Genomic DNA, 20,623 nt, shown 5'->3' on the forward strand with positions numbered 1-20,623 from the left:
GAGCCGCCTTCGGAAGGGGCCGCTTATTCAAATTCGTACGGGAAAGCTGCCGGTACGAAATCGTCCAGCAGCGATTGGAAGCTGCTCCTTCCATCGAGATTTCGGCGGTAATGTTGAAGGCTGCGAACATCTATCCCGCCGAGGTGGAGAGCGCGCTGATGCAGCATCCCGCCGCGGAATGTGCCGTCGTCATCGGTCTGCCCGACGACGATCTGGGCGCACGGGTTCACGCGATCGTCCAGCGCGATCGCACGTTGGCTGGCAAGCTTTCAGCAGATGATTTGGCCGCGTTCGCCGCGCAGCTGGTCGTGCGCTACAAGGTGCCCCGGAGCTTCGAAATCACCGACGAGCCGCTCCGCGACGAAGCGGGCAAGGTCCGTCGCAGCGCACTGCGCGAGGCGCGGGTCGCGGCGAATGTCCCGGCCTGAGGGGCGGGCCTCAAGCCCGCCGTTCGGCGCCCGCGCGAAAATAGGCGGCAAGCTCCGCGGCGTCGCGCTCATTGTCCCAGTCGAGGTCGGGCGCGATGTTGATGCGGGTGACCAGATAGCCGAGGTGAAGGCTGAGGAACGAGCGCCCCAGAAAACGCGTGTCGGCGCCCTCGGCAATCAGCCCCCTTGCTTTCAGCCCGTCCAGGCATTCGACGAGCGGGCGCCACAGCCGATCGATCCAGACTGCACTATAGCGTGCCTTGAACACAGGATTTTGAAGTATCTCGACGAGGAACATGCGCCCCGCCTCGGAGCGCGTCCCTTGTGCAGCCACACGCTCGGTCATCATCGCGCGGTCCCACGCCTCGAACGCGTCCCAGTCCCGCGGCGGATCGGATGACAGCCGGGTGAAGAGCGACTGCTCCATCTGCGCGTTCGCTATACGATCGAGCACTTCGACGATCAGGCCGTCCTTGTTCCCGAACTGCTTGAACAGCGTTCGCTCGGTGCTGCCGGCGCGTTCCGCAATCTCGCGCGTCGTCAGCCCAGCGAGGCCTTTTTCCATGAGGATGGCCGCTGCCGCTTCGATCAATGCGGCGCGTTTCGCATCCCCTCGTTTCATCGTTTCAGCCAACCGATCCTCCAAATGTATAGTCCTTGCTTTACATTTAGCGCGAATCAATGTATAGCGTCTACTATACATTGTGAAGTCAGGAGAATTTTTGATGTCCGCCGTTGCCGAGTTGAGATCGAAGCCAGCAGACCCGATGATCGAGGCCGTCGACGCCACGATCGTCGCGCGCCACGCCGTTCGTCGGTTCCGCTCCGAGCCCGTTCCGGTCGCCATGGTGCGCGATATTCTGGATGTCGCGCGCTACGCCCCGAGCGGGACGAACATCCAGCCCTGGCGCGCTTGGGTCGTGACCGGTGAAGCGCGCGACAGGCTGTGCGCCGCGTCGGTCGCAGCCTTGCTCGCGACGGGGCCGCGGCCGCAGGACGACGAGTATAAATATTATCCCGATGAGTTTCCCGAAGCCAATCTTGCGCGCCGCATGGCATTCGGGGCGGCGTTCGGAGCCGCGCTAGGCGTTGCTCATGACGACATGAAGGGCCGTATGCAGGCGATGGCGCGGCAGTTCCAGTTCTTCGGCGCACCGGTCGGAATCATCTTCACGATGGACCGCGCGCTCGAGCATGGCAGCCTTCTCGATTATGGCTGTTTTTTGCAGAACATCATGATCGCCGCCAAGGCACGGGGGCTCGACACATGCGCGCAGCAGAGCTGGTGCCAGTTCCATTCCGTGATCCGGGCCGAACTCGGCATCCCCGAAAGCGAAATGCTGGTGTGCGGCATGTCCTTGGGATGGGCCGATGAGGCCGCGCCGGAAAACAGTCTCAATCTCGGTCGTGCCCCGATCGAGGATTTCGCGACCTTTTGCGAATAAGGGAAAGGGAATGACCGCCGAGGCACCGGAATTGCTCACCTATCGCGGCGTCGTCTATCCGTGGCACTGCGACCAGATGGGCCACATGAACGTCATGTGGTACACGGGCAAATTCGACGAAGCGACGTGGACTCTCTTCGCCGAACTGGGGCTGACGCGGTCTTACCTCGTCCAAAACGGTCGCGGGATGGCAGCGGTCGAACAGACGACGCGCTATCTGCGCGAGCTTGTCGCGGGCGACACCGTTAGCATCACAACGCGCCTCGTCGAGGTGCGCGAGAAGGTCTTGCGCTTCGAGCATGCGATGGTGCGTACGAGCGACGGCCTGATCGCTGCCACCTCGGCGATCACCGGGGTGCATCTCGACACCGCGCTGCGCAAGGCTTGCGCCTTTCCCGACGAGGTTCGCCGACGGGCCGAGGCGATGCTCGGTTCGACAGGCGAGACCGACAACAGATGTTGAAGCGCAATCTCGACTTTCTCAGGGACAATGGCCGCTGGCTGTCGTTCGGGTTCCTGCTCACCTTGTTGTCGTCCTTCGGCCAGACCTTCTTCATCGGCCTTTCGGGAAACGACATCCGCGCGACGCATGGCTTGTCGGGCGGGGAGTTCGGAAGCCTGTATATGATCGCGACGCTCGGCGCCGCGCTGACCTTGCCCTGGCTCGGCCGGACGCTCGATCTGATGCCCGGCTGGCAGGTCGTCCGGTTTACGGTGCCAGCGCTCGCCCTTGCGTGCATCATGCTCGCTCTTGCACCCAATATCGCCGTTCTGGTTGGTGCCCTCTATCTCCTCCGACTGTTCGGTCCGGGCATGATGATCGAAACCGCTTACACCGAAGTCGGGCGCTGGTTCGTCGCGACCCGCGGGAAATCGATGGCGATCGCGGGGCAGGGGCTTCAACTGGGTTCCGCTCTCTTACCGGCGGCGATCGTTCTTGTTCACGAAGCCAGTGGAAGCTGGCGGCTCGTCTGGCTGTTGTCGGCTGCTGCGCTTGTCGCCTCGTTGCCCATGTTGATCACGCTGGGCCGTATGCCCAGAATGCCGCATGCGGTTGAACCCGACGCCGTCGCGAGCCGGACGGCGCGCGATTGGACCCGGGCCGAAGTTCTGCGCGATCCCGTTTTCTATATGCTCCTTACGGGGACGCTCGCATCGCCCTTCATCGGCACGGTGATATTCTTTCACCAAGGCTATCTCGTCGACCTGCGGGGGTATGATCCGCTTGCCTTCGCGGCTGCCTATCCACTCATGGCTCTCTCGACCGTCGTGTTCGGCCTGCTCAGCGGGCATTGGATCGACCGCCACGACGCGTTGAAGCTGCTTCCCTACTCGCTGCTGCCGCTTGGTGCCGCTGCGCTCGGCGTTGCGCTTGTTACCCCGATATGGGGAATATACGTCTTCATGGTTTTGTTGGGCATCAGCTACGGGGTCGTCGGCACGGTGTTCGCCTCCCTTTGGCCAGAGGTGTACGGCAACGCGCATATCGGGAGCATCAGGGCCCTGACCGTGTCTGCGATGGTGCTTGCGACCGCAGTCGGACCGGGGCTCACCGGGTGGTTGATCGACCTTGGCGTCTCGCTCCCCCGGCAAATGCTGTGGATGGCGTTCTGGTGCCTCGCCGCATCTCTCGCGCTGACGTTCGCGTCCAGAAACGCCAGGCGGCGTGCTTCCGATTGAAGTGATCCGCAGATGTCCCTTGGCCCAACCTCGGCGTCCGCTAGTGCAATTTTCTGCTTAAAACCTGCCGGACCGCTACCGGCCATGAGAGGCATCTAACGATAGTTGATTATTGGCATTGATCAGCCGTTGGCAATCATCGAATCAGCGACTTTGGCCGAGCCGAACACCGACGCAATCGCCTTCCAAGACGGGGTAGAGTGGCTAGAATGGTTGTCTGCAGAACATGATCGACCATCTCTATACCTGCGCGGGTTTCTTCATTGGAGGCGATCGGTTGCACCATAACTCCCCTATTCCGAAGTCAGTCGGCGGTGAAGGTGATCTTCAGGGCCAAGGCCCCGCGCGCATCAGGGAGCAGAAGTTCCGGCGATGGAAATGCGGATCCTTATCGGCAACGACGTCGGCCAGCCCGGTGGCCTGGGTCGTGTCGGGCCGATGCGCCAGGCCGCAGTAGAGCGTGTCGAGGAAATTCTCGGCGAATTGCGGAGGATGAGGATAGACGGCCTCGACCGCGTTCCGCTCGTCGTTGCTGAAACTGTCGAACCCGAGTCCGACGATGTCCATCATCACCCCGTCGGCGGTCAATGCGGCGATGGGACTCAGGTGGCCCGGTATGCCCGGCGTGGTGTGGAGCGCGATCGCCAGCCACACCTTTTCGATATCGTCTTCCGGAAGGCCGTGGCTCCAGAGGAAATCGCGGGCCGCATTGGCGCCGTCCACTTCGAAGCGAAGGGTGCTTTCCCGATGCTCCTGCGTCAGCCCGAGATCGTGGAACAGCGCGGCCACATACAGAAGCTCGGCGTCGAACGTCAGGTCCCGGCGCTTGCCGGTGAGTGCACCCCAAAAATAGACGCGCAGCGAGTGGTGGAAGAGAAATTCGGTTTCGCGGTCCCGAACGAATTCGGTCGCTGTGCGCGCCAATTGGCTGTCGGGAACCGTAATCCCGGCGATCGTGTGACCGAACATCATTTGGCGGTTTCCTTTCCTTTGAAGTGCCCCGGAAGCTGCAAAAATCATGTAATACGTGGCTATCGACCCGTGGTCAGATCGCCATTCTTCCCGTCGATCCCCCGCCATCGACGAACAGCGTCTGCCCAGTGATGTAGCCAGCCTCTTCCGAGAGCAGGAAGGCGATGGCGGTCGCGATTTCTTCCGGTTTGGCGAGGCGCCGCATGGGGATCTGCGAGAGGAAGCGGCGCTCCGCCTCGCTGCCCGCGGGGGTATTCTGGCGGAACATCTCGGTTTCCACCGGGCCGGGCGCCACCGAATTGACGGTGATGCCGGACTCCGCCAGTTCGAGCGCCCAGGTGCGCGTGAAACTGTTTATCGCGGCCTTGGCGGCGGCATAGGCGGTGCGCTGCGCGATCCCGATCACGACAATGCTGGACAGGTTAACGATGCGCCCCCACCGCTTCTCGCGAAGGGTGGGCAGGACGGCTTGGACCGTCTGGATCGTCGGGTGGAGATTGCCGCGCAATATGTCGTCGAGCTCGTCGAGAGCTATGTCGCCGAGCGGCTGCATCCGAACCAGCCCCAGATTGTTCACCACGCCATCGAAGCTGTGCTGCCGTGCGAGGTCGGAAAATGCTTCCGCTGCGGCCTTGCTGTTACCGAGATCGACCGACACGAGCGTACCCGGAAAAGTGGGGTCCTTGCCGCGAGCGACGCCGACGACATGATGCCCGGCAGCGGCAAGTTGCACCGAGAGCGCGCGGCCGATGCCCTTGCTCGCGCCGGTGACGAGAAAAGTCCGTTTTGTCATGATGTTTGCCAATTCAATCAGAAGTGGAAGCGAGCGGGCAGGGCGAGGGCCGCTCCGGGTCACGCCCTGCTCGACCCGTCGATGGTCAGGCGGCGCTGCTGTTGGCCATATCGTTCGAGTGGGCCGGAAAGTCCGTGTAGCCGGCCTCGCCGTCGCGCGTGTAATAGGTCGAGCGGTCCGCCACGGCCAAAGGCCAGCCATTCTCGAGGCGCTGGGCGAGGTCCGGATTAGCGATATAGGGCCTGCCGAAGGCGATCAGGTCCACCAGCCCGGTGTCGAGCGAGGCCTGAGCCTGTTCGCGATCGGTGAAACCGCCGCACCAGATGAAGGCCCCGGGGAATGCGGCGCGGGCCTTGGCGAGCAAGGCGTGGTCGAGATGACGCGGCTTGAACTCCGCCGACTCCATGTTCCCATCGGGCAGCAGCTCGTAGAGCAGATGGACATAGGCCACGCCGCGTTGCCCCAATTGCTGGACAACGTAGAGGAACGTTTCCTCGGTGAGCGGATCGGACGGCATCGATCCATATTTGCCGAACGGAGACAGGCGAACACCGATCCGTCCCGGACCGAATTCGGCCACGACTGCATCGACGACTTCCATCAGGAAGCGCGTGCGATCCTCCATATCGCCGCCGCCGTAGCGGTCGGTGCGCGTGTTAAGGACCGAGTTCATGAACTGCTCGATCAGATAGCCGTTGGCGGCATGGATTTCGACGCCGTCGAACCCAGCCTCCCGCGCATTTGCGGCGGCCTTGGCGAAGGTCTCCACCATGGCTGCGACCTCGTCCGTTGCGAGCGCGCGTGGCGCCTCGACCGGCATGAAGCGCAGCCGGCCGTCGGCGCCGTGCGCGAACACTTCCGAACCCTCGGCGCGTTCGCCGGTCACGCCCACCGGCGTCTGTCCATTCGGCAGGATCGACGAATGGGCAAGCCGGCCGACGTGCCACAATTGCATGAAGATAGTGCCGCCCTGGCGGTGGACCTCGTCGGTGACCACGCGCCAGCCTTGTTTCTGGGTTTCGGAATGGATTCCCGGGATGCGGGCATAGCCGTGGCTGGATTGATCGACATCGTTGACTTCGGAAATGATCAGCCCGGCGCCGGCCCTCTGGCCGTAATATTTGGCCATCAGCGCATTGGGGACATCGCCATCGGTGGGAAGGGCGCCTTCGGACGTCCGCGTCCGCGTCATCGGCGGCATGACGATGCGGCTTTTGAGATGGACAGGGCCCAGATCATAAGGATCGAAAAGGGAATTCATGAGACGCTCCGTTGGCCAATTGATAGTCCGGCGGATATAATTCCGCTCCGAACTGCTATTAGATGGTTCGAAATCGACTCACTGTTGCGCATGGAGCTACAAATATATGGATGCGCGGTTCGACGGTATCTCGGAGTTTGTCGCTGTGGCGCGCCTCGGAAGTTTCACGGCAGTGGCCGCGGAGCGGGGCGCGACGAAATCGGCAATCGGAAGGGCGGTGTCGCGGCTCGAAGCGCGGCTCGGGATGAAACTGCTTCACCGGACAACGCGCCGCCTGACCTTGACGCCGGCCGGAGAAGCGTGGCTCGAGCATTGCGTTGCGGCACTCGACGAGCTCGGTCGCGGGGAAAATGCTCTCATGCTGGCGCGAGACACGCCCGCGGGCGAGGTACGGATCGATCTGCCCACGGCGTTCGGCCGCCGCCACATCATGCCCGTGTTAATCGAACTGGCGGAACGCTACCCGGGGCTGAATCTCAACGTCAGCTTCACCGATCGGCGCGTTGACCTCGTCAGCGAAAACATCGACCTGGCCGTGCGTATCGGTCATCTCGACGATGCAAGCGATCTCCTCGCACGCCGGATCGGTGTCCAGCATATGGTGATCGTCGGCGCCCCCGCATATCTCGCTAGGCGGGGCGTTCCCCGATCGTCTGCCGATCTCGCGGACCATGACTGCATCGCGGGTCGACGGCGGGGCAATCGTATCGCCTGGCTGGTGAAACAGCCCGACGGCTCGACGGCACGGCAGGTTCTTCGCGTCAAGCATGAACTTCAGGATTTCGAGGCGGTGCTTATGGCCGCGAAGGCCGGGTGCGGGCTCACCCAGCTTCCAACATGGCTGGTACAGGAGGAGCTTCGGAGCGGGGCTTTGGAGATGGTCCTAGACGGGCTTTCCGGCGGGGAACTTCCGATCAATCTCCTTTGGCCGGGCACAAGGACACTGCCGGCCAAGATGCGTGTCATTATAGACGGTGTGTCCCGGTGGGCGGGCGAGGCATCGGGCGCGATCACATAGGTGAACTTGTTCCGCTGCGAGATGCTAGGTGGCTCGCGTGCTGCAAAACTGTGTTACTTTCCACCGCGCATATTGGGCGCGGCCAGGAAGCTTGTGCGATATTGATGAGGGGTCAGGCCGAGCCGCCGGGTGAAAATCGTTCGCATGCGGTCGGCGGTGCCGAATCCGCAATCGAACGCAACGGCCTTTAATGCGCGCTCGCTCCCCTCGAGCATGGCGCGCGCGGCATCGATGCGTGCGCGTTCGACAAATTCATGCGGCGTAATCCCTGTCTCCTGCACGAAATGGCGGGACAGGCCTCGCGCGCTCATGCCGACCTCCCTTGCAAGGCTCTCCAGCGTATGCCGCGCGACGAGGTTGCGGGTCACGTGATGCTGAACACGCGCGACCGGAGATTCAGGATCCGCCGGCGCGCTGAGATAGGGGCTGAACTGCGATTGCCCGCCTTGCCGCTGCGCCACGACGACGAGCCGCTTGGCGACCGCAACCGCGACCGCCTGCCCATGGCGCTCGCCGACCAGCGCGAGCGCGAGGTCGATCCCTGCGGTAACCCCCGCAGAGGTGACGAGGCGGCCGTCGCGCAAGTGGATGCGGTCATGCTCGACCGTTGCGGCCGGGAAACGGTCGGCGAGTTTTTGCGCGATTTGCCAGTGTGTGGTCACGCGCTTGCCATCGAGCAGCCCGGCTTCGCCGAGCGCGAAAGCGCCGGTGCAGATCGATCCGTAGATGCCGGCACGCGAAGGCGCGCGTTCGAGCCAGGCGCGCATCGCGGGATCGGGGTCGGCATCGGGCAATGCCGGACCGCCAGCGACGAGCAGGATGTCGAAGCCACCGGTCGCCTCCGCAAAAGTCAGGTCGGCGACGATTTGCGTCCGGTTCGACGTACGAACGGGATCGCGCGTCGCCCCGACCAACATGGTTTCATAGCCTGTATCGTCGGGTACGAACATATTGGCTTCGGCGAATACATCGAGCGGCCCCGCGACATCGAGCGCCTGCACGCCATCATGGATTGCGATTGCGACTTTCTGCATCACCCTGATCGTCTTCTTCGTTCAATTGGCCCGATCCGGCGGCTGCTTGTCCCGATTCGGCGCCGCGCGCGCGTTGCGACCATGGGGCTTTGCGCCCAAAAACGCAGCAGGGATTGCGTCGGCGTATCCCCATCCTCCACGCCGCCGACGCGGTCCTCTCGAATCCGCGCATTCGGTCCCGCAAAAGGCGGTTCCCGTCATGGCGGAGCCCTGCCCTGAAGAAAGGAGCTATCATGACCGACGCCATCGCCGGAATCCGCGTTCCCGACAGCGCGATCGCGCGCGCCGCGACCCAACTCGTCCGCGACACCGAGGACGATTTGCTCTTCAATCACAGCCGCCGCGTCTTCTTCTGGGGGGCGCTCACCGGCGACCGCCGCGGCCTGAAATATGATGCCGAACTCCTCTATCTCGCCGCCATGTTTCACGACATGGGACTGACCCCTGCGTACTCGAGTGCCGACCTGCGTTTCGAGGTCGACGGCGCCAATGCCGCACGCGCTTTCATGGAGGGCCATGGCATTTCCGGGCGCGAGGTCGAGGATGTCTGGACAGCGATCGCACTCCACACGACCCCGGGCGTCCCCGAACATATGCGTCCGACGATTGCGCTGACGACCGCAGGAGTCGAGATGGACGTGCTCGGCATCGCGTACCATGATTTCACGCACGAGCAGCGCGACCATGTCTGCGCGCACCATCCGCGCGAAGCCAACTTCAAGGAAGGCATTATCGAGCATTTCGCGCAAGGGATCATCAAAAAGCCCGAGACGACCTTCGGCAACGTCAAGGCGGACGTGCTTGCGCTGAAGGATCCCGAACATTTCGTGCGCGGCAATTTCTGCTCGATCATCCTCGGATCGGCGTGGCCGATCTAAATCCGGGGGCAATTCTTCCAACTCGCCGGGAACGCGGCGTGTGCCGGGTTCGGCATTTCCGTTCGGAAGCACCGGCAGGCGGCCGTCGGATACTGAAGGAACAGCAATGAACAGCTCTCAAGAGATCGGCGGGGTCAGCATCCCCGACAGCAAACTCGCACGCGAGGTAACCGAGTTTATTCGGGACATCGAGACGGACCTGCTCTTCCATCATTCGGTACGCGTGTATTTCTGGGGTGCCTTTACGGGCAATCGCCACGCGCTCCGCTTTGATCCCGAGCTTTTCTATACGGCTGCGATGTTCCACGATATCGGTCTGACCGAACGGTACGGGCACAGCCATTTGCGTTTCGAGGTCGATGGCGCCAATGCGGCGCGTGATTTTCTGCGGCAACGCGGGATTCCGGAACGGGATATCGAGATCGTATGGAATGCGGTCGCCCTCCATACGACTCCCGGTATTCCGGAATTCATGCGCCCCGAGATTACGCTTGTGCAGGCGGGGGCGGGGATGGATGTGGCCGGCCGCGGCTACGATGCGTTCCCCGAAGCGCAACGCGCCGCCGTCGTTGCCGCCTGGCCGCGCGAAGCCGATTTTGAGCACGAAATCATCGACGCCTTCTATCAGGGGATGAAACACCGTCCCGATAGTACGTTTGGAACGTTCAACGATGATATTCTGGCGTTCAGGGATCCGCAGTTCAGGCGGATCGACCTGTGCAGTGCGATCCTGGGTTCTCGCTGGCGGGGCTGACATCCGTAGCCGCCGACATTAATTTGCCCGGCAATTCCTGTCAGAGGCGAAAATCCGAGACTCTCGTGGCGGTCGCTCGATCTGACCGGGTGTCGTGTCACGCGGCGGACCGGGAGTTCCGCCGCGTGACACTTCCGGGCTCTACTTGCCGCTGGCAAGTGCCTTGGAATCCTTCGCCTCGGGCGAGGGAACGACCGAGATGCGGATTGCCTTGTCGACCGAGAGATATCGACGGGCGAGCTGCTGGATCAGCTCGGGCGTCACCGCCTCATAGACTTCGATATCCTTGAGCGCGTCGTCGACCGAGCCTGGTTCGTACGCTGCGCCGAGCATCAGCCGGAACCATCCATAGTTGGTCTTCAGGCTTTGGCGACTATGTTCGATCATCGGTTCGCGCGCGCGCTTGAGCTCGTCGATACCGATCGGGTTGGTCTGCAGATCGGTGACGATCGCATCGATCGCGGCATAAAAGGCCGGCAGTTTGTCGGGCGAGGTCGCGGCGGTCGACTGCAGCGTGCCGAAGCCCGCATAGTCGGGAGAATAATATTCGCCGACGCGCGGCGAATAGGCGAGCGCTTCCTTTTCGCGGATGACGTCGTTGGCGCGCAGCTGCATGACCGATTTCAGCACGGAAAGCTGTCGCGAGAGCTTCCCATTCTTGCCGATGACGTCGCTGGTCTGCCAGGTCACGCTGCCGAGCGACTGGTCCTTGAGGCCGTTGTGCGTGAACAGCACCGGCTCCTTGTTCGGTGTGCCGAAGGAGCGGCGGTCCGAACCCGGCGCGGGTGCATTGTAGTCGGGCCGCGGCGGTAGTGCGCCAAAGGTCGACGCTACTGCCTTCACCGCATCGTCGGGGTTCATGTCGCCCGCGACGACGATATGGATGGGACCGCTGGCGATCATTCGGCGGACATCGTCGCGCAGCGGCTCGAGCTTCCAGCTGTTCGTGACTTCGGGCGGAGCGAAGGCGACGCGCTGGTCGCCGCCCGAGATCAGCGGATTGCCCTCGACCCCGAAAACGCCGTCGGGCGACGAATGGGCGAGCGTCCAGCCGATCGGTGCCGACGCGATCGCCTTGTCGAACTCGTTCGACCGGAGCGCCGGGTCGGTCATGATTGCGGCCATATATTGCATCTGCAGTTGCAGATCCTCGGGCCGCGTCCCGCCCGACAGGAGGAAACGCTGGCCAAGCGTCGACAGGCCGGCACCGACCCGCTTGCCGTTGAAGGCGCGCGTCACATCGTCGACGGTCATCCGGCCGAGGCCTCCCGAGGTGACCGCGCCGAGCGCGACGGCGCGCGGATCGATCTTGTCGGGCGAAAAATTGCGCTCGCCGATCCCGGTCAACAGGCCCACCGAAATCTGGTTCTTGTCGAAATCGACATGCTTGACGCTCAGCTTCACGCCGTTGGCGAAGGTATAGGTCGTCGCGCCGAGCACGTCGGGCCGGCTGGTGCTCACGACCTTTCCGGGCGTGCCGAAGTCGGTGTAGGCCCAGCTCTTTGGCGCCACTGTCGGTTGCGGCGCGACCGCAAGCTTGACCGATGCATCATAAGCTTCGCGGAGCGCGAGGTCGCCGCCCGCAACCGGGTCGGGCGACATCAGCGACACGATCGGCCCCTCGCCGGCGAAGATGGTCTTGGCGACCACGCTCGCCTTTTCGGCGGTGAGGCCCTTTACCGCACTCTCGAAAATTTCGAGGTCCGTCGCGGGTGAGGTCGACACCGTGCGATTGTTCACGGCAAAAACCATCTGCCCCGCCAGGTTGACCGTATTGCGTGTAGACGCCGCTTTCGCCGCTTCCTGATAGCTCGTCCGGCGCGAATTGATTTCGCGGTTAAGTTCGGCCTCCGACACGCCATATTGGGTCAGCTGGCGCGCCGCCCGGTCGATGCCCGACAGGGCCTCGCTCCACTTGCCCTTGACGAAAGTGCCCGAAATCGACGCCATGCGCATGGTCCGATAGGCCTCCTGACCGCTACCTTGCGCCGAGAGGAAGGGCGGGTTGTCGGTGCGGCTGGTTTCGCCGAGGCGCCGGTTGAGCACCGCGATGACGAGATCGCTCACGACATCGTCGCGCCGGTTGGCGAGCGTGTCGGGTTTGTTTTCGGGCGCGCGGATCCAGTTGATCGATACCGACGGGCTCAATGTCGGCTCGACGAAGGCATGCGTTTCGAGGCTGTGCGGGACGATCTGGCCCAGTTCGGGTTCGGCGCCGTCGGCGGCGCGCGGTTTCCAGTCGGCGAACTGCGCCTTGATCTTCGCTTCCATCGCGTCGACGTCAAAATCGCCGACAGCGACGACCGTTGCGCGCGAAGGGCGGTAATATTGCTGGTAATATTCGACGAAACGTTCGCGCGGCGCGGTGCGGATGACCTCCATGTCGCCGATCGGCATGCGCTTGGGGAGCAGCGTGCCGGCGCCCATCGCGTCGAACAGCTTCAGCCCGATGATGTTCGCCGGCGAATTGCGCAGCCGGTCCTCGCCCTGGACGACGCCGCGTTCCTCGTCGATCGCCTTGGGATCCATCAGCGCAGCCGACACCTGCTCGCGCAGCACGTGGAGCCCGGTATCGATCGATTCCTCGTCATTCTTCGGCATGTCGAGGCGATAGAAGGTCTGGTCGAAGGTCGTCCCGGCATTGAGGTCGGCGCCGAATTGCAGCCCCAGCCGCTGCAATTTGTGGATCAGCTCATTCTCCGGAATATTCTCGGTCCCGTTGAATGCCATATGTTCCATGAAGTGGGCGAGGCCGCGCTGATTCTCCTTCTCCATCAGCGATCCCGCGTCGATACGCAGCCACAGAGAGCTTTTCCCTTTGGGCGTCGCATTGTGCATGATCGCGTAGCGTAGCCCGTTCGGCAGCAGGCCGAAGCGGATGTCGCGGTCGACGGGTATGTCGCTCGCTTCATGTGCCCAAGGCTGCGACGGCGCCGTTGCCCCGGCGAGTTGCTGTGCCGTGACCGGAGATACCAGCGGCGCTGCCAGCGCGAGACCGGCAAGCGACACGCCGATGGACAACCGCGACTGCAATGAAAGCTTCATTCCCTACTCCCTCATGATCCGGACGATGCGTCCCGCGCCCGGCTTTGCGGGGCTGCGAAACGTTTCCGGACCAGAAGACGCAGCGTGCGTGAAAAACCCCATCCCGATCCGGAATTTAGATCGGTGGGCCGACGTCCCGGCAGGTGCGTATGAAATGACGTTACTGCAAGGCGGCTTGACGCGACCCCGATTTGCGACATCATTATGACGATCGTCGGCAATAGGGTGGGAAGCGGATCGGACCAGGTGACGCATACGCGCGAAAATACGGCTATAGACAGCCTGCACCGCGCCTATCGCGGCCCGCTGCTGCGTTTCTTTTCCAGCCGTATTTCCGACGGCGCGGTTGCCGAGGATATGGTCCAGCAAGTGTTCGAGCGACTGATCCAGCGCGGCGAACTCGACTCGATCGAAAATGCGAAGGGTTATATTTTCCGGGTCGCGCAAAGCGTCGTAACCGACCATCTCCGCAAGAGCGGAAGCCGGCAGAGCCATGCTCATGAAGAATTTGACGAATCCGTCCACGGAGGTGTGGATTTTTCGCCCGAGCACGTCTTGGCAAAAAGGGAGCGCCTTGCGCGCGCCATGCAAATCCTTCAGGCCTTGCCTGAACGTACCAGGGTCATATTCGTGCTGAGACGTCTCGAGGGAGTGAAATATCAGGAAATTGCGACGCGGTTGGGGATTTCGGTAAGCGCGGTCGAGAAGCATATGGAGCGCGCCGTGGCCCAGCTCGCGAAGGGCATGGACGACAGGATATGAAGTTGAAGCTGGTTCCGGGAGGCGCCGCGACGCCGGAGGATCGGGCCGCCGAGTGGGCGGTGCGCATGGACAGCCGCGACCTGGACGAGGCCGAGCTGGCCGAATTCGACGAATGGCTGGCCGAGGCGCCGAACGAGGCCGCCTTCGGGCGGGCGAACGACGCGATGGGGGTGTTCGATGGCCTCGATGCCGATCTGCCCGAGCTTGCGGCGCTGCGCGAGGAAGCGCAGGGGCATGCCGCCGCAGCAGGCCGGCGCTGGATGCCGTGGGCGGGTGGCGCGCTCGCTGCGTCGATCGTGGCGGCGCTCATCGTCTTTCAGGCGGGAGAGGTGGGCCAGCGCTTGCCCGGCACGCCGCCGCAGGTCGCCGACGCGGGGACAGGCGCTGCCGCGGGGCGGGCCGTTTACAAAACCGCGGTCGGCGAACAGCGGACCGTCACGCTGGCCGACGGCTCGAAGGTGACGCTCAATACCGGCACCGAGATAGCGGTCGATTATGGTGCGCGCGAACGGCTCGTGCGGCTTGTGCGCGGGCAGGCGCTGTTCGACGTCGCGCATGCCGCCGATCGTCCTTTCTCGGTGGTTGTCGCGGGGCGCAAGGTCACCGCACTCGGCACGCTGTTCGAGGTGCGGCTCGACAAGGACCGGTTACGGGTGACCTTGCTGCGCGGGCGCGTCCGTGTCGACGAGCAGACTGCTGCTGATGCGGTGGTCACGAAAATTCCCGCGCCGACTTTTCTTGCGCCGGGCGAGCAATTCTCCTCGGCCACCGGGCTCGCGCCCGTGGTGCAGAGCGTCGATGTCGAGCAGCAGCTCCTCTGGCGACAGTCGCTCGTCGAATTCGACGATGCGCCGATCGGCGATGCGATCGCCGAGCTCAACCGTTATTCGGCTAGTCCGATTGTAGTACGCGACCCGCGCGTCGCCGACATGCGGATCAGCGGCATCGTCAAAACCGGGGATGCCGATGCATTCACGGCGCTCGTCGGTGCGATGCTGCCCGTTGCGGCGCGGAAGAATGAACGCGGCGAAGTGGAATTGTATCACACGCCCTGAACTTGTGTTTCGCCCATGTTGCAATTTTTTTGCACACTGGATGGGGTTTTTCGTCGGCACTGCGTCTGGGGGTTCGAGGCGAGAAAACGCGCCTCGCAATCTTCAGGAGAGGGGATCTGTCGATGACTGGGGTGCGGACAAGAGTTCAGATTTTGCGGTGCGTTCTTGCGGCTGGCGCGGCGGCGCTTGTCGTGATGCCGGGCGGCATCGTCGCGGCGGCGGCGCAGGAAGCGGCGCCCGGCGGACAGGTGAATATCAACCTCCCGGCGGGCAAGCTTTCCAACGCGCTCATCGCCCTCGGCCGCACGGCAAATGTGCAAGTCGTCTTCCCGCCAGCAAGCGTGTCGGGCCGGAAAAACAAGGCGCTCCGCGGCCGGATGACGGTCGAGGAAGCACTGACCCGGCTGCTGAAGGACAGCGGGCTCACCTTCAAGCGCGTGAGCGCCGGCTCCTATGTCGTCTCGGGCACCAGCAAGGCGAATCTCGATAAGGCGAAGCGGATCATTTCCGACATGAGTGCCGATCAGGGCTATGTGAACGGGCAGGCGAACATCCCGGAAATCCTGGTTGTCGGCCAGCGGAGCTGGTCGCTGAACACCGACATCCCGCGCGGCAAGGATGAGGCACAGCCCTATACGGTCTTTTCGCGCGAAGACATCAAGCGGTCCGGAGCGACCGACCTCGACAGCTTTTTCCGCGACTTTCTGGGCGCGAACACCAGCATTACGACGGCCAGTCAGCGCAGCGCGCGCGATTCACGGATCGACCTGCGCGGTCTCGGCCTCGACAGCACGCTGATCCTCGTCGACGGGCGCCGTATCGCCGACCCCAACAACGGGGACGGCAGCTTCGTTCAATCCTCGATCATGGGCATCCCGATCGAACAGATCGAGCGCGTCGAGGTCCTCGCCTCGTCGGCCGCCGGCCAATATGGCAGCAATGCCGTTGGCGGCGTCATCAACGTCATTCTGCGCCGCGACTTCAAGGGTTTCGAGGTTACCGGATATGTCGGGGGCACCACCGACGGGCACGCCATCGAGCGCCGCGTCAGCGCCAACTATACTCGGCCGATCCTCCGCAATAAATTCTCGGTGACGCTCAGCGCAAACTGGCAGAAGACCGATCCGCTATTTGCTGGCGACCGTCCGTTCGTGCAGGAGGGCGTCAGATATATTCTCGACAACAATCCCGCCTATTTCGATTCGACGAATCCGAACAGCGGCCTCCTCTTTTCAAGCCTGCCCAATATCCTGAGCGACACCAATTTGACGCTCAAGCCGCAATATGCCGTGAACGGCGTCACGGCGCTCAACTCGCGGGTGAGCTTCATTCCCGCCGGCTTCCAGGGGCGTGCCATCGAGGGCAATGCGGCGCTTGGCGCGGCGCTTCTCGCCAATGCCGGGAAGGTCAGCATCGATCCGGCGCCCGGGACCTCGGGTGGGTTGATTCCGGGCGACCGGTCGCCGCTCATGGGGGGCAGCGAGGGCGTCAACGTCTCGCTTTCGACGCGCGGAGAAATTACCGATTGGCTCTCCATCTACGGGTCAGGGTCTTATCAGCGCTATACGTCGCAGGGGCTGACCGGGATTTTGCCCGACAATTTCCAGCTGAATCCGAGCTCCCCGCTCAATCCGTTCAATCAGGTTATCACCATCACTTTTCCATCCGAAGGCTATGACACCTTCAAATCGGTGATGGAAAACAAACAGGCTATCGGCGGGCTGATCGTGAAACTGCCTTACAAATGGCAGGCGAATTTCGATTTCAGCAAGAGCTGGGCAACAACGACGACGCATAGCGGAACCAAACAGATTTCGCGCCCTTTCCGGCAGCTCTTCGAAACCGGGCAGCTCGACATGTTCCGCGATACGCTGGCCTATCCGATCGAGCCCGAACTCGATCCCGAAGGCCGGTTTGCAGAGCAGGCGCCGTCAAAATCGACCGCCACCACCTATACGTTCAAGCTGGCCGGCCCGATCGGCTTTGCGCGCCTTCCGGGCGGCAAGCCGGTCGTCACGCTCGTCGCCGAAACGCGGAAACAATGGTTCGGCGACAATGTGTTTTTCAACGACGGGCCGGGCAGCCCGCCCTTCGGATCGGGCATCAGCTATTCGCCGGGGCGCAGCATTTCTACCAACAGCGCCTTCGGGGAACTGGTCCTGCCCGTCGTCGGCGCCGACAACAAGGTGCCACTGGTGCATGAATTCGAACTGCGTCTGTCCGGTCGATATGATCGCTACACCGGCGTCGGCACCAACACGACCTTCACCTGTCTTGCCAATGTCGTGGGTTATCTGACGCCCGAGCAGCGTGCCAGCGCATGCCCGCCGGCGGGGGTTACGATCCCGTACATTACGACCAAGAACCATTCCACCAATCCCGTGATCGCGGCGAAATGGTCGGTCACGCCCGACATCGCCTTTCGCGGGAGCTATTCGACCGGATATAAGCCCCCGTACCTCTCGGCGCTGGTCGCGGACCCGCCGCCGCCGTTCACCATTTCGCCCGATGTCCCGAATTTCATCTCGACGAGCGTGAGAGATCCGGAGCGGGGGGGCGAACTGATCGGCGAGACCTATTTCTTCGGGCTTTTTCGCGGTCTCAACGGCGTCACGGGCGGCAATCCCGACGTCGACCCGGAGCGATCGAAAAGCTGGTCCTTCGGCACGATCCTGACGCCGCGGTTCGTGCCCGGCCTGACGTTGCGGGCCGACTGGAGCCGGATCACGATCCGGAATGCCTATTATGATCCGCGCAGGTTGCTGTTCGCCAACACGCCCGAGGAACAGGAGGCGTTCGAATCCTTTTATGCGGCGCACCCCGAACGCTTTACCCGCGCGGCGCCCGCACCGGGCGATCCCTTCGGCGTCGGCAAGATCGTTTACATCGATGCGCGGTATACGAACCTCTCGCTCAGCCAGAGTGAATCGGTCGATTTCTCGGCCGATTACCAGACGCAAATCGGCGATGGCACGTTCAGTGTCACGGGAAGCGGAACGCTGCTTCTCGACCTGAAAAGCCAGGTCACGCCGGCCTCCGCCGTTTTCGAAGAGGACGGCATCGTCACCACCCAGAATATTACAGGCATCGGCAACAGCCTGCGGTTCCGCGGGACGCTGACCGCCAATTATTCGACGAAGCGGTGGAGCATCGGGGCGCGCGCGCGGCACACGAGCGGCTATTATCTGCGCTACAAGGATGACGCGACAGGCGAATATCCGATCGTGCTGAACCAGGGTGCGAACCGCGTGTCGGGCTCGACTTTCTTCGACCTGTTCGGCAGCATTTCTCTCCCGACCGGAACCGAATTGCGCGCCGGGATCAACAATATCTTCAATAAACGGCCGCCGATCGACGTGACCCGTACGTCAGGTTACGCGCCCTACGGCGATCCGCGGCTACGCAGTTTCTTCCTCAGCCTGACGCAGCGGATGTGATCCGGGCAGTGCCCGGCGGGCCTCCCGCCGGGTACTCGCTACTTGTTTCAACATTTTTTCGGTCAAACATGCGGACAGCGGCCGACCGGTATTTGAAAGCAGACGACTGTCCCTCGCCCTTCTCCAAATTGTTAGCATTTCCGGCCAGGTATCTGTGGTGGGTCGATTGCGGCGGGTCGATGCTCAAATGTGGGAGCGAGTCCCCGACGGCGGAGCTCGCTGGCGGTTGTGCCGAAGCGCCGCTGGACGGCAACCGAGAAGCTGGATGGGTGGCCATATCCCACGGCATAGGCGACTTCGGCGATCGTCGCGTCCTGCCGGTTCAGCATTGCCAGTGCCTGCTGCATCCGAAGGTCTCCGATATAGTCGAAGACCGATCGCCCCACGATCTGGCGGAACGCGGCGCACAGGCTGCTGCGGCTCATCCCGACCTTGTGCGCGAGGTCGTCGAGCGATGGCGGGGTCACGAAATTCTCCGCCAGCAGCCGCTGCGCCTTCAATACGCCATTTGCGGCAATCTTCGAGGCTTCGGGCGCGCCCCTGCCTTCTTCATCCTGCGCCAGCGCTTCGATGGCGTAACACAATATCTCGATAGCCTTCGCGCGGATGACGAGGCGCCGGCTCCGCCCCTCGAGCGTGCATCCTCGCAGATCCTCCAGCGCGCGCAGGATCTGCGGGCTCAGCGCCAGGCGGCGCGCGACCGTATGCCGCAGATTGCCTCCGACGAAAGCTTGCAGGACGGCAGGCAGTTCATGATCGTCGCGGGCATAGAGGCGTGCGAGCATGTCGCGGTGGACATAGACTTCGGCGGACAGGTTATGCCCAGCCGACACCGCCACCGCCGGTTGCTGCCCCGGCGGCTCGATGACGATCGACGCGCTCGGCCCCTTGAGGTCGAGCAGTTCGCCATCGGCGGTCGCATATTCGCCGTCACCGTCGCTGGCGACGCGGACGCGGATCATATTTTCTGCGACGATCGATATCGGAAGCGGCACCAGATAGGTGGCGTCGCAGATATAGGCGAAAAAGCCCTCTTCCAGTCGGCAATATTCATAATAGCCATAGGCATCGCCAGTCGAACCCTGAACGCGAAAATGGCGCGGGTCGCCGAGCGAGGTGCACATCTCGATATCGAGATCGCGACCGTCCGCCTCGACCGAATAATCGTCCATCTGATGGTCGAGTATGACCGGCTGCAGCGCCTCCGTTGCGACCGGGAAGCGGCGCGGGCGGCGGCGGCTGGCGACCGTACGGGGCTTGGCGTGGACCCGGGCGCCGGGTGCTGGGGCCAGCTTGGAGGTTCCGCAATTGTCGCGATCCATCATCTGCTCCGTCGACATTTGGCCGATCACCATACACTATTGTACGTTATCAAATGGAGCTCGTCCAGCCATCGCCTTAGATGGCTCTCTGCCCTGACGAACGGGGCCCATCGGGACGACCCGGCGACCGCTACCGGCACGTCCCCAAAGAGAGAGGTGGAACGCATGTCCGGGACGATATCCGCGACGATGGTCAATCATGTCGCCATGGATATGGCGGCGCCGGCCGACGCCGTATGGCAGGCCATCCTCGACGACTATGTCGAGGCGAAGAAATTCCTTGAACATGGCACGGTCGCGTCGCTCGACGATCCGGCGGCGGTGTTAGGCGGCTATCGCATGCGTTTCGAGCAGAATGGCGTGGTCGACGAGCGGGTTGTCCATATTACCGAGCGCGACGAGGCGGCACGGCGGTTGAGCGCCATGGCCGACTATCTGTCGGTTCCCGGCGGCATGCGAGTTTATGCGACCTATCATGCGCAAGAGATCGACGGCGGCACGCGCTATGCGATCGATTGCCACTCGCAGCTTTCGGTCGATATGCCTGCCGGCGATGCACGGGCCGGCATGGCGGCAACGCTCGCCGAGATGACGGCGGGCGCGGACACGCATCTTCTTGCCTATCTGACCGCCATCAAGGCGCGGGTCGAGGCGGACGCCTGATCCGCGCGCATCGATTCCAGCAGATCGCCGAAGCAATTTGTCCGCTCGCGAATGGCATCGCCGCGGGCGGCAACTA

The 20,623-nt window shown here is 62.9% G+C and carries 18 protein-coding genes; 11 read left to right on the top strand and 7 right to left on the bottom strand.

Annotated elements, in window-relative coordinates; translation table 11 throughout:
• Positions 1–110 precede the first annotated feature (110 nt).
• On the top strand, positions 111–428 hold the full coding sequence (locus GGC65_RS21895) for an AMP-binding enzyme (RefSeq protein ID WP_192649085.1): 318 nt from the start codon (positions 111–113) through the stop codon (positions 426–428).
• Between the two features lie 10 nt (positions 429–438).
• On the opposite strand, the gene GGC65_RS21900 is transcribed toward GGC65_RS21895, so the two are convergent.
• Positions 439–1,131, bottom strand: a complete 693-nt coding sequence (locus GGC65_RS21900; RefSeq protein ID WP_318780240.1) for a helix-turn-helix domain-containing protein — start codon at positions 1,129–1,131, stop codon at positions 439–441.
• A 22-nt stretch (positions 1,132–1,153) separates the two neighbouring features.
• On the opposite strand from GGC65_RS21900, the gene GGC65_RS21905 reads away from it, so the two are divergent.
• The 3 genes from GGC65_RS21905 to GGC65_RS21915 are packed head-to-tail and all read left to right on the top strand — an operon-like array spanning position 1,154 to position 3,553.
• On the top strand, positions 1,154–1,873 hold the full coding sequence (locus GGC65_RS21905) for a nitroreductase (protein ID WP_225940958.1): 720 nt from the start codon (positions 1,154–1,156) through the stop codon (positions 1,871–1,873).
• Positions 1,874–1,883: 10 nt separating this feature from the next.
• Complete coding sequence (locus GGC65_RS21910; RefSeq protein ID WP_192649087.1) at positions 1,884–2,336, top strand: acyl-CoA thioesterase; 453 nt, start codon at positions 1,884–1,886, stop codon at positions 2,334–2,336.
• Positions 2,330–3,553, top strand: coding sequence for an MFS transporter (locus tag GGC65_RS21915; protein WP_192649088.1), 1,224 nt, complete (start codon positions 2,330–2,332; stop codon positions 3,551–3,553). Before GGC65_RS21910 ends, GGC65_RS21915 begins: the two co-directional genes overlap by 7 nt.
• 327 nt (positions 3,554–3,880) lie before the next feature.
• Here the strand turns inward: GGC65_RS21915 and GGC65_RS21920 are convergent, their stop codons facing one another.
• The 3 genes from GGC65_RS21920 to GGC65_RS21930 form a co-directional block, all read right to left on the bottom strand.
• Positions 3,881–4,525 carry an HD domain-containing protein gene (locus tag GGC65_RS21920; RefSeq protein WP_225940959.1) on the bottom strand — a complete coding sequence of 215 codons (645 nt, stop codon included), beginning with the start codon at positions 4,523–4,525 and terminating at the stop codon, positions 3,881–3,883.
• A 73-nt stretch (positions 4,526–4,598) separates the two neighbouring features.
• Positions 4,599–5,318: an SDR family oxidoreductase gene (locus tag GGC65_RS21925; protein WP_192649089.1), complete on the bottom strand. Its 720-nt coding sequence runs from the start codon at positions 5,316–5,318 to the stop codon at positions 4,599–4,601.
• Between the two features lie 85 nt (positions 5,319–5,403).
• Positions 5,404–6,579 carry an alkene reductase gene (locus GGC65_RS21930; RefSeq protein ID WP_192649090.1) on the bottom strand — a complete coding sequence of 392 codons (1,176 nt, stop codon included), beginning with the start codon at positions 6,577–6,579 and terminating at the stop codon, positions 5,404–5,406.
• A gap of 106 nt (positions 6,580–6,685) precedes the next feature.
• Here GGC65_RS21930 and GGC65_RS21935 point away from each other — a divergent pair, with 106 nt between their 5' ends.
• The gene (locus GGC65_RS21935) at positions 6,686–7,597 is read left to right on the top strand and encodes a LysR family transcriptional regulator (RefSeq protein ID WP_192649091.1); all 912 of its coding nucleotides are present in this window, start codon (positions 6,686–6,688) and stop codon (positions 7,595–7,597) included.
• Positions 7,598–7,650: 53 nt separating this feature from the next.
• Here GGC65_RS21935 and GGC65_RS21940 read toward each other — a convergent pair whose 3' ends face one another.
• Positions 7,651–8,631 carry a GlxA family transcriptional regulator gene (locus GGC65_RS21940; RefSeq protein ID WP_192649092.1) on the bottom strand — a complete coding sequence of 327 codons (981 nt, stop codon included), beginning with the start codon at positions 8,629–8,631 and terminating at the stop codon, positions 7,651–7,653.
• 233 nt (positions 8,632–8,864) lie between these two features.
• Between GGC65_RS21940 and GGC65_RS21945 the strand changes: the two genes are divergently transcribed.
• Positions 8,865–9,509, top strand: a complete 645-nt coding sequence (locus tag GGC65_RS21945) for an HD domain-containing protein (RefSeq protein ID WP_192649093.1) — start codon at positions 8,865–8,867, stop codon at positions 9,507–9,509.
• A gap of 106 nt (positions 9,510–9,615) precedes the next feature.
• Positions 9,616–10,263, top strand: coding sequence for an HD domain-containing protein (locus tag GGC65_RS21950; RefSeq protein WP_192649094.1), 648 nt, complete (start codon positions 9,616–9,618; stop codon positions 10,261–10,263).
• Positions 10,264–10,404: 141 nt separating this feature from the next.
• Here GGC65_RS21950 and GGC65_RS21955 read toward each other — a convergent pair whose 3' ends face one another.
• Complete coding sequence (locus GGC65_RS21955) at positions 10,405–13,308, bottom strand: M16 family metallopeptidase (RefSeq protein ID WP_192649095.1); 2,904 nt, start codon at positions 13,306–13,308, stop codon at positions 10,405–10,407.
• A 204-nt stretch (positions 13,309–13,512) separates the two neighbouring features.
• Between GGC65_RS21955 and GGC65_RS21960 the strand changes: the two genes are divergently transcribed.
• From GGC65_RS21960 to GGC65_RS21970, 3 genes are all read left to right on the top strand, one after another.
• Positions 13,513–14,070: an RNA polymerase sigma factor gene (locus tag GGC65_RS21960; RefSeq protein WP_192649096.1), complete on the top strand. Its 558-nt coding sequence runs from the start codon at positions 13,513–13,515 to the stop codon at positions 14,068–14,070.
• Positions 14,067–15,125: a FecR family protein gene (locus GGC65_RS21965; RefSeq protein WP_192649097.1), complete on the top strand. Its 1,059-nt coding sequence runs from the start codon at positions 14,067–14,069 to the stop codon at positions 15,123–15,125. Before GGC65_RS21960 ends, GGC65_RS21965 begins: the two co-directional genes overlap by 4 nt.
• Positions 15,126–15,277: 152 nt before the next feature.
• On the top strand, positions 15,278–18,562 hold the full coding sequence (locus tag GGC65_RS21970; protein ID WP_192649098.1) for a TonB-dependent receptor: 3,285 nt from the start codon (positions 15,278–15,280) through the stop codon (positions 18,560–18,562).
• Between the two features lie 131 nt (positions 18,563–18,693).
• On the opposite strand, the gene GGC65_RS21975 is transcribed toward GGC65_RS21970, so the two are convergent.
• Entirely contained in the window at positions 18,694–19,884 is a 1,191-nt protein-coding gene (locus tag GGC65_RS21975; protein WP_192649099.1) for a helix-turn-helix transcriptional regulator, read from the bottom strand.
• A gap of 165 nt (positions 19,885–20,049) precedes the next feature.
• Between GGC65_RS21975 and GGC65_RS21980 the strand changes: the two genes are divergently transcribed.
• On the top strand, positions 20,050–20,547 hold the full coding sequence (locus GGC65_RS21980) for a hypothetical protein (protein ID WP_192649100.1): 498 nt from the start codon (positions 20,050–20,052) through the stop codon (positions 20,545–20,547).
• Positions 20,548–20,623: the final 76 nt, after the last annotated feature.

Origin of the sequence: Sphingopyxis sp. OAS728, from assembly GCF_014873485.1 — a bacterium.
Classification (GTDB): domain Bacteria; phylum Pseudomonadota; class Alphaproteobacteria; order Sphingomonadales; family Sphingomonadaceae; genus Sphingopyxis.

Bases quoted from the DNA above. Each gene is read 5' to 3' on its own strand.
- GGC65_RS21935 (WP_192649091.1), top strand. From the start codon at position 6,686: ATGGATGCGCGGTTCGACGGTATCTCGGAGTTTGTCGCTGTGGCGCGC.
- GGC65_RS21940 (WP_192649092.1), bottom strand. From the start codon at position 8,631: ATGCAGAAAGTCGCAATCGCAATCCATGATGGCGTGCAGGCGCTCGAT.
- GGC65_RS21980 (WP_192649100.1), top strand. From the start codon at position 20,050: ATGTCCGGGACGATATCCGCGACGATGGTCAATCATGTCGCCATGGAT.
- GGC65_RS21905 (WP_225940958.1), top strand. From the start codon at position 1,154: ATGTCCGCCGTTGCCGAGTTGAGATCGAAGCCAGCAGACCCGATGATC.
- GGC65_RS21915 (WP_192649088.1), top strand. From the start codon at position 2,330: ATGTTGAAGCGCAATCTCGACTTTCTCAGGGACAATGGCCGCTGGCTG.
- GGC65_RS21965 (WP_192649097.1), top strand. From the start codon at position 14,067: ATGAAGTTGAAGCTGGTTCCGGGAGGCGCCGCGACGCCGGAGGATCGG.
- GGC65_RS21930 (WP_192649090.1), bottom strand. From the start codon at position 6,579: ATGAATTCCCTTTTCGATCCTTATGATCTGGGCCCTGTCCATCTCAAA.
- GGC65_RS21910 (WP_192649087.1), top strand. From the start codon at position 1,884: ATGACCGCCGAGGCACCGGAATTGCTCACCTATCGCGGCGTCGTCTAT.
- GGC65_RS21925 (WP_192649089.1), bottom strand. From the start codon at position 5,318: ATGACAAAACGGACTTTTCTCGTCACCGGCGCGAGCAAGGGCATCGGC.
- GGC65_RS21900 (WP_318780240.1), bottom strand. From the start codon at position 1,131: ATGTATAGTAGACGCTATACATTGATTCGCGCTAAATGTAAAGCAAGG.
- GGC65_RS21950 (WP_192649094.1), top strand. From the start codon at position 9,616: ATGAACAGCTCTCAAGAGATCGGCGGGGTCAGCATCCCCGACAGCAAA.
- GGC65_RS21920 (WP_225940959.1), bottom strand. From the start codon at position 4,525: ATGATGTTCGGTCACACGATCGCCGGGATTACGGTTCCCGACAGCCAA.
- GGC65_RS21975 (WP_192649099.1), bottom strand. From the start codon at position 19,884: ATGGATCGCGACAATTGCGGAACCTCCAAGCTGGCCCCAGCACCCGGC.
- GGC65_RS21960 (WP_192649096.1), top strand. From the start codon at position 13,513: ATGACGATCGTCGGCAATAGGGTGGGAAGCGGATCGGACCAGGTGACG.
- GGC65_RS21945 (WP_192649093.1), top strand. From the start codon at position 8,865: ATGACCGACGCCATCGCCGGAATCCGCGTTCCCGACAGCGCGATCGCG.
- GGC65_RS21895 (WP_192649085.1), top strand. From the start codon at position 111: ATGTTGAAGGCTGCGAACATCTATCCCGCCGAGGTGGAGAGCGCGCTG.
- GGC65_RS21955 (WP_192649095.1), bottom strand. From the start codon at position 13,308: ATGAAGCTTTCATTGCAGTCGCGGTTGTCCATCGGCGTGTCGCTTGCC.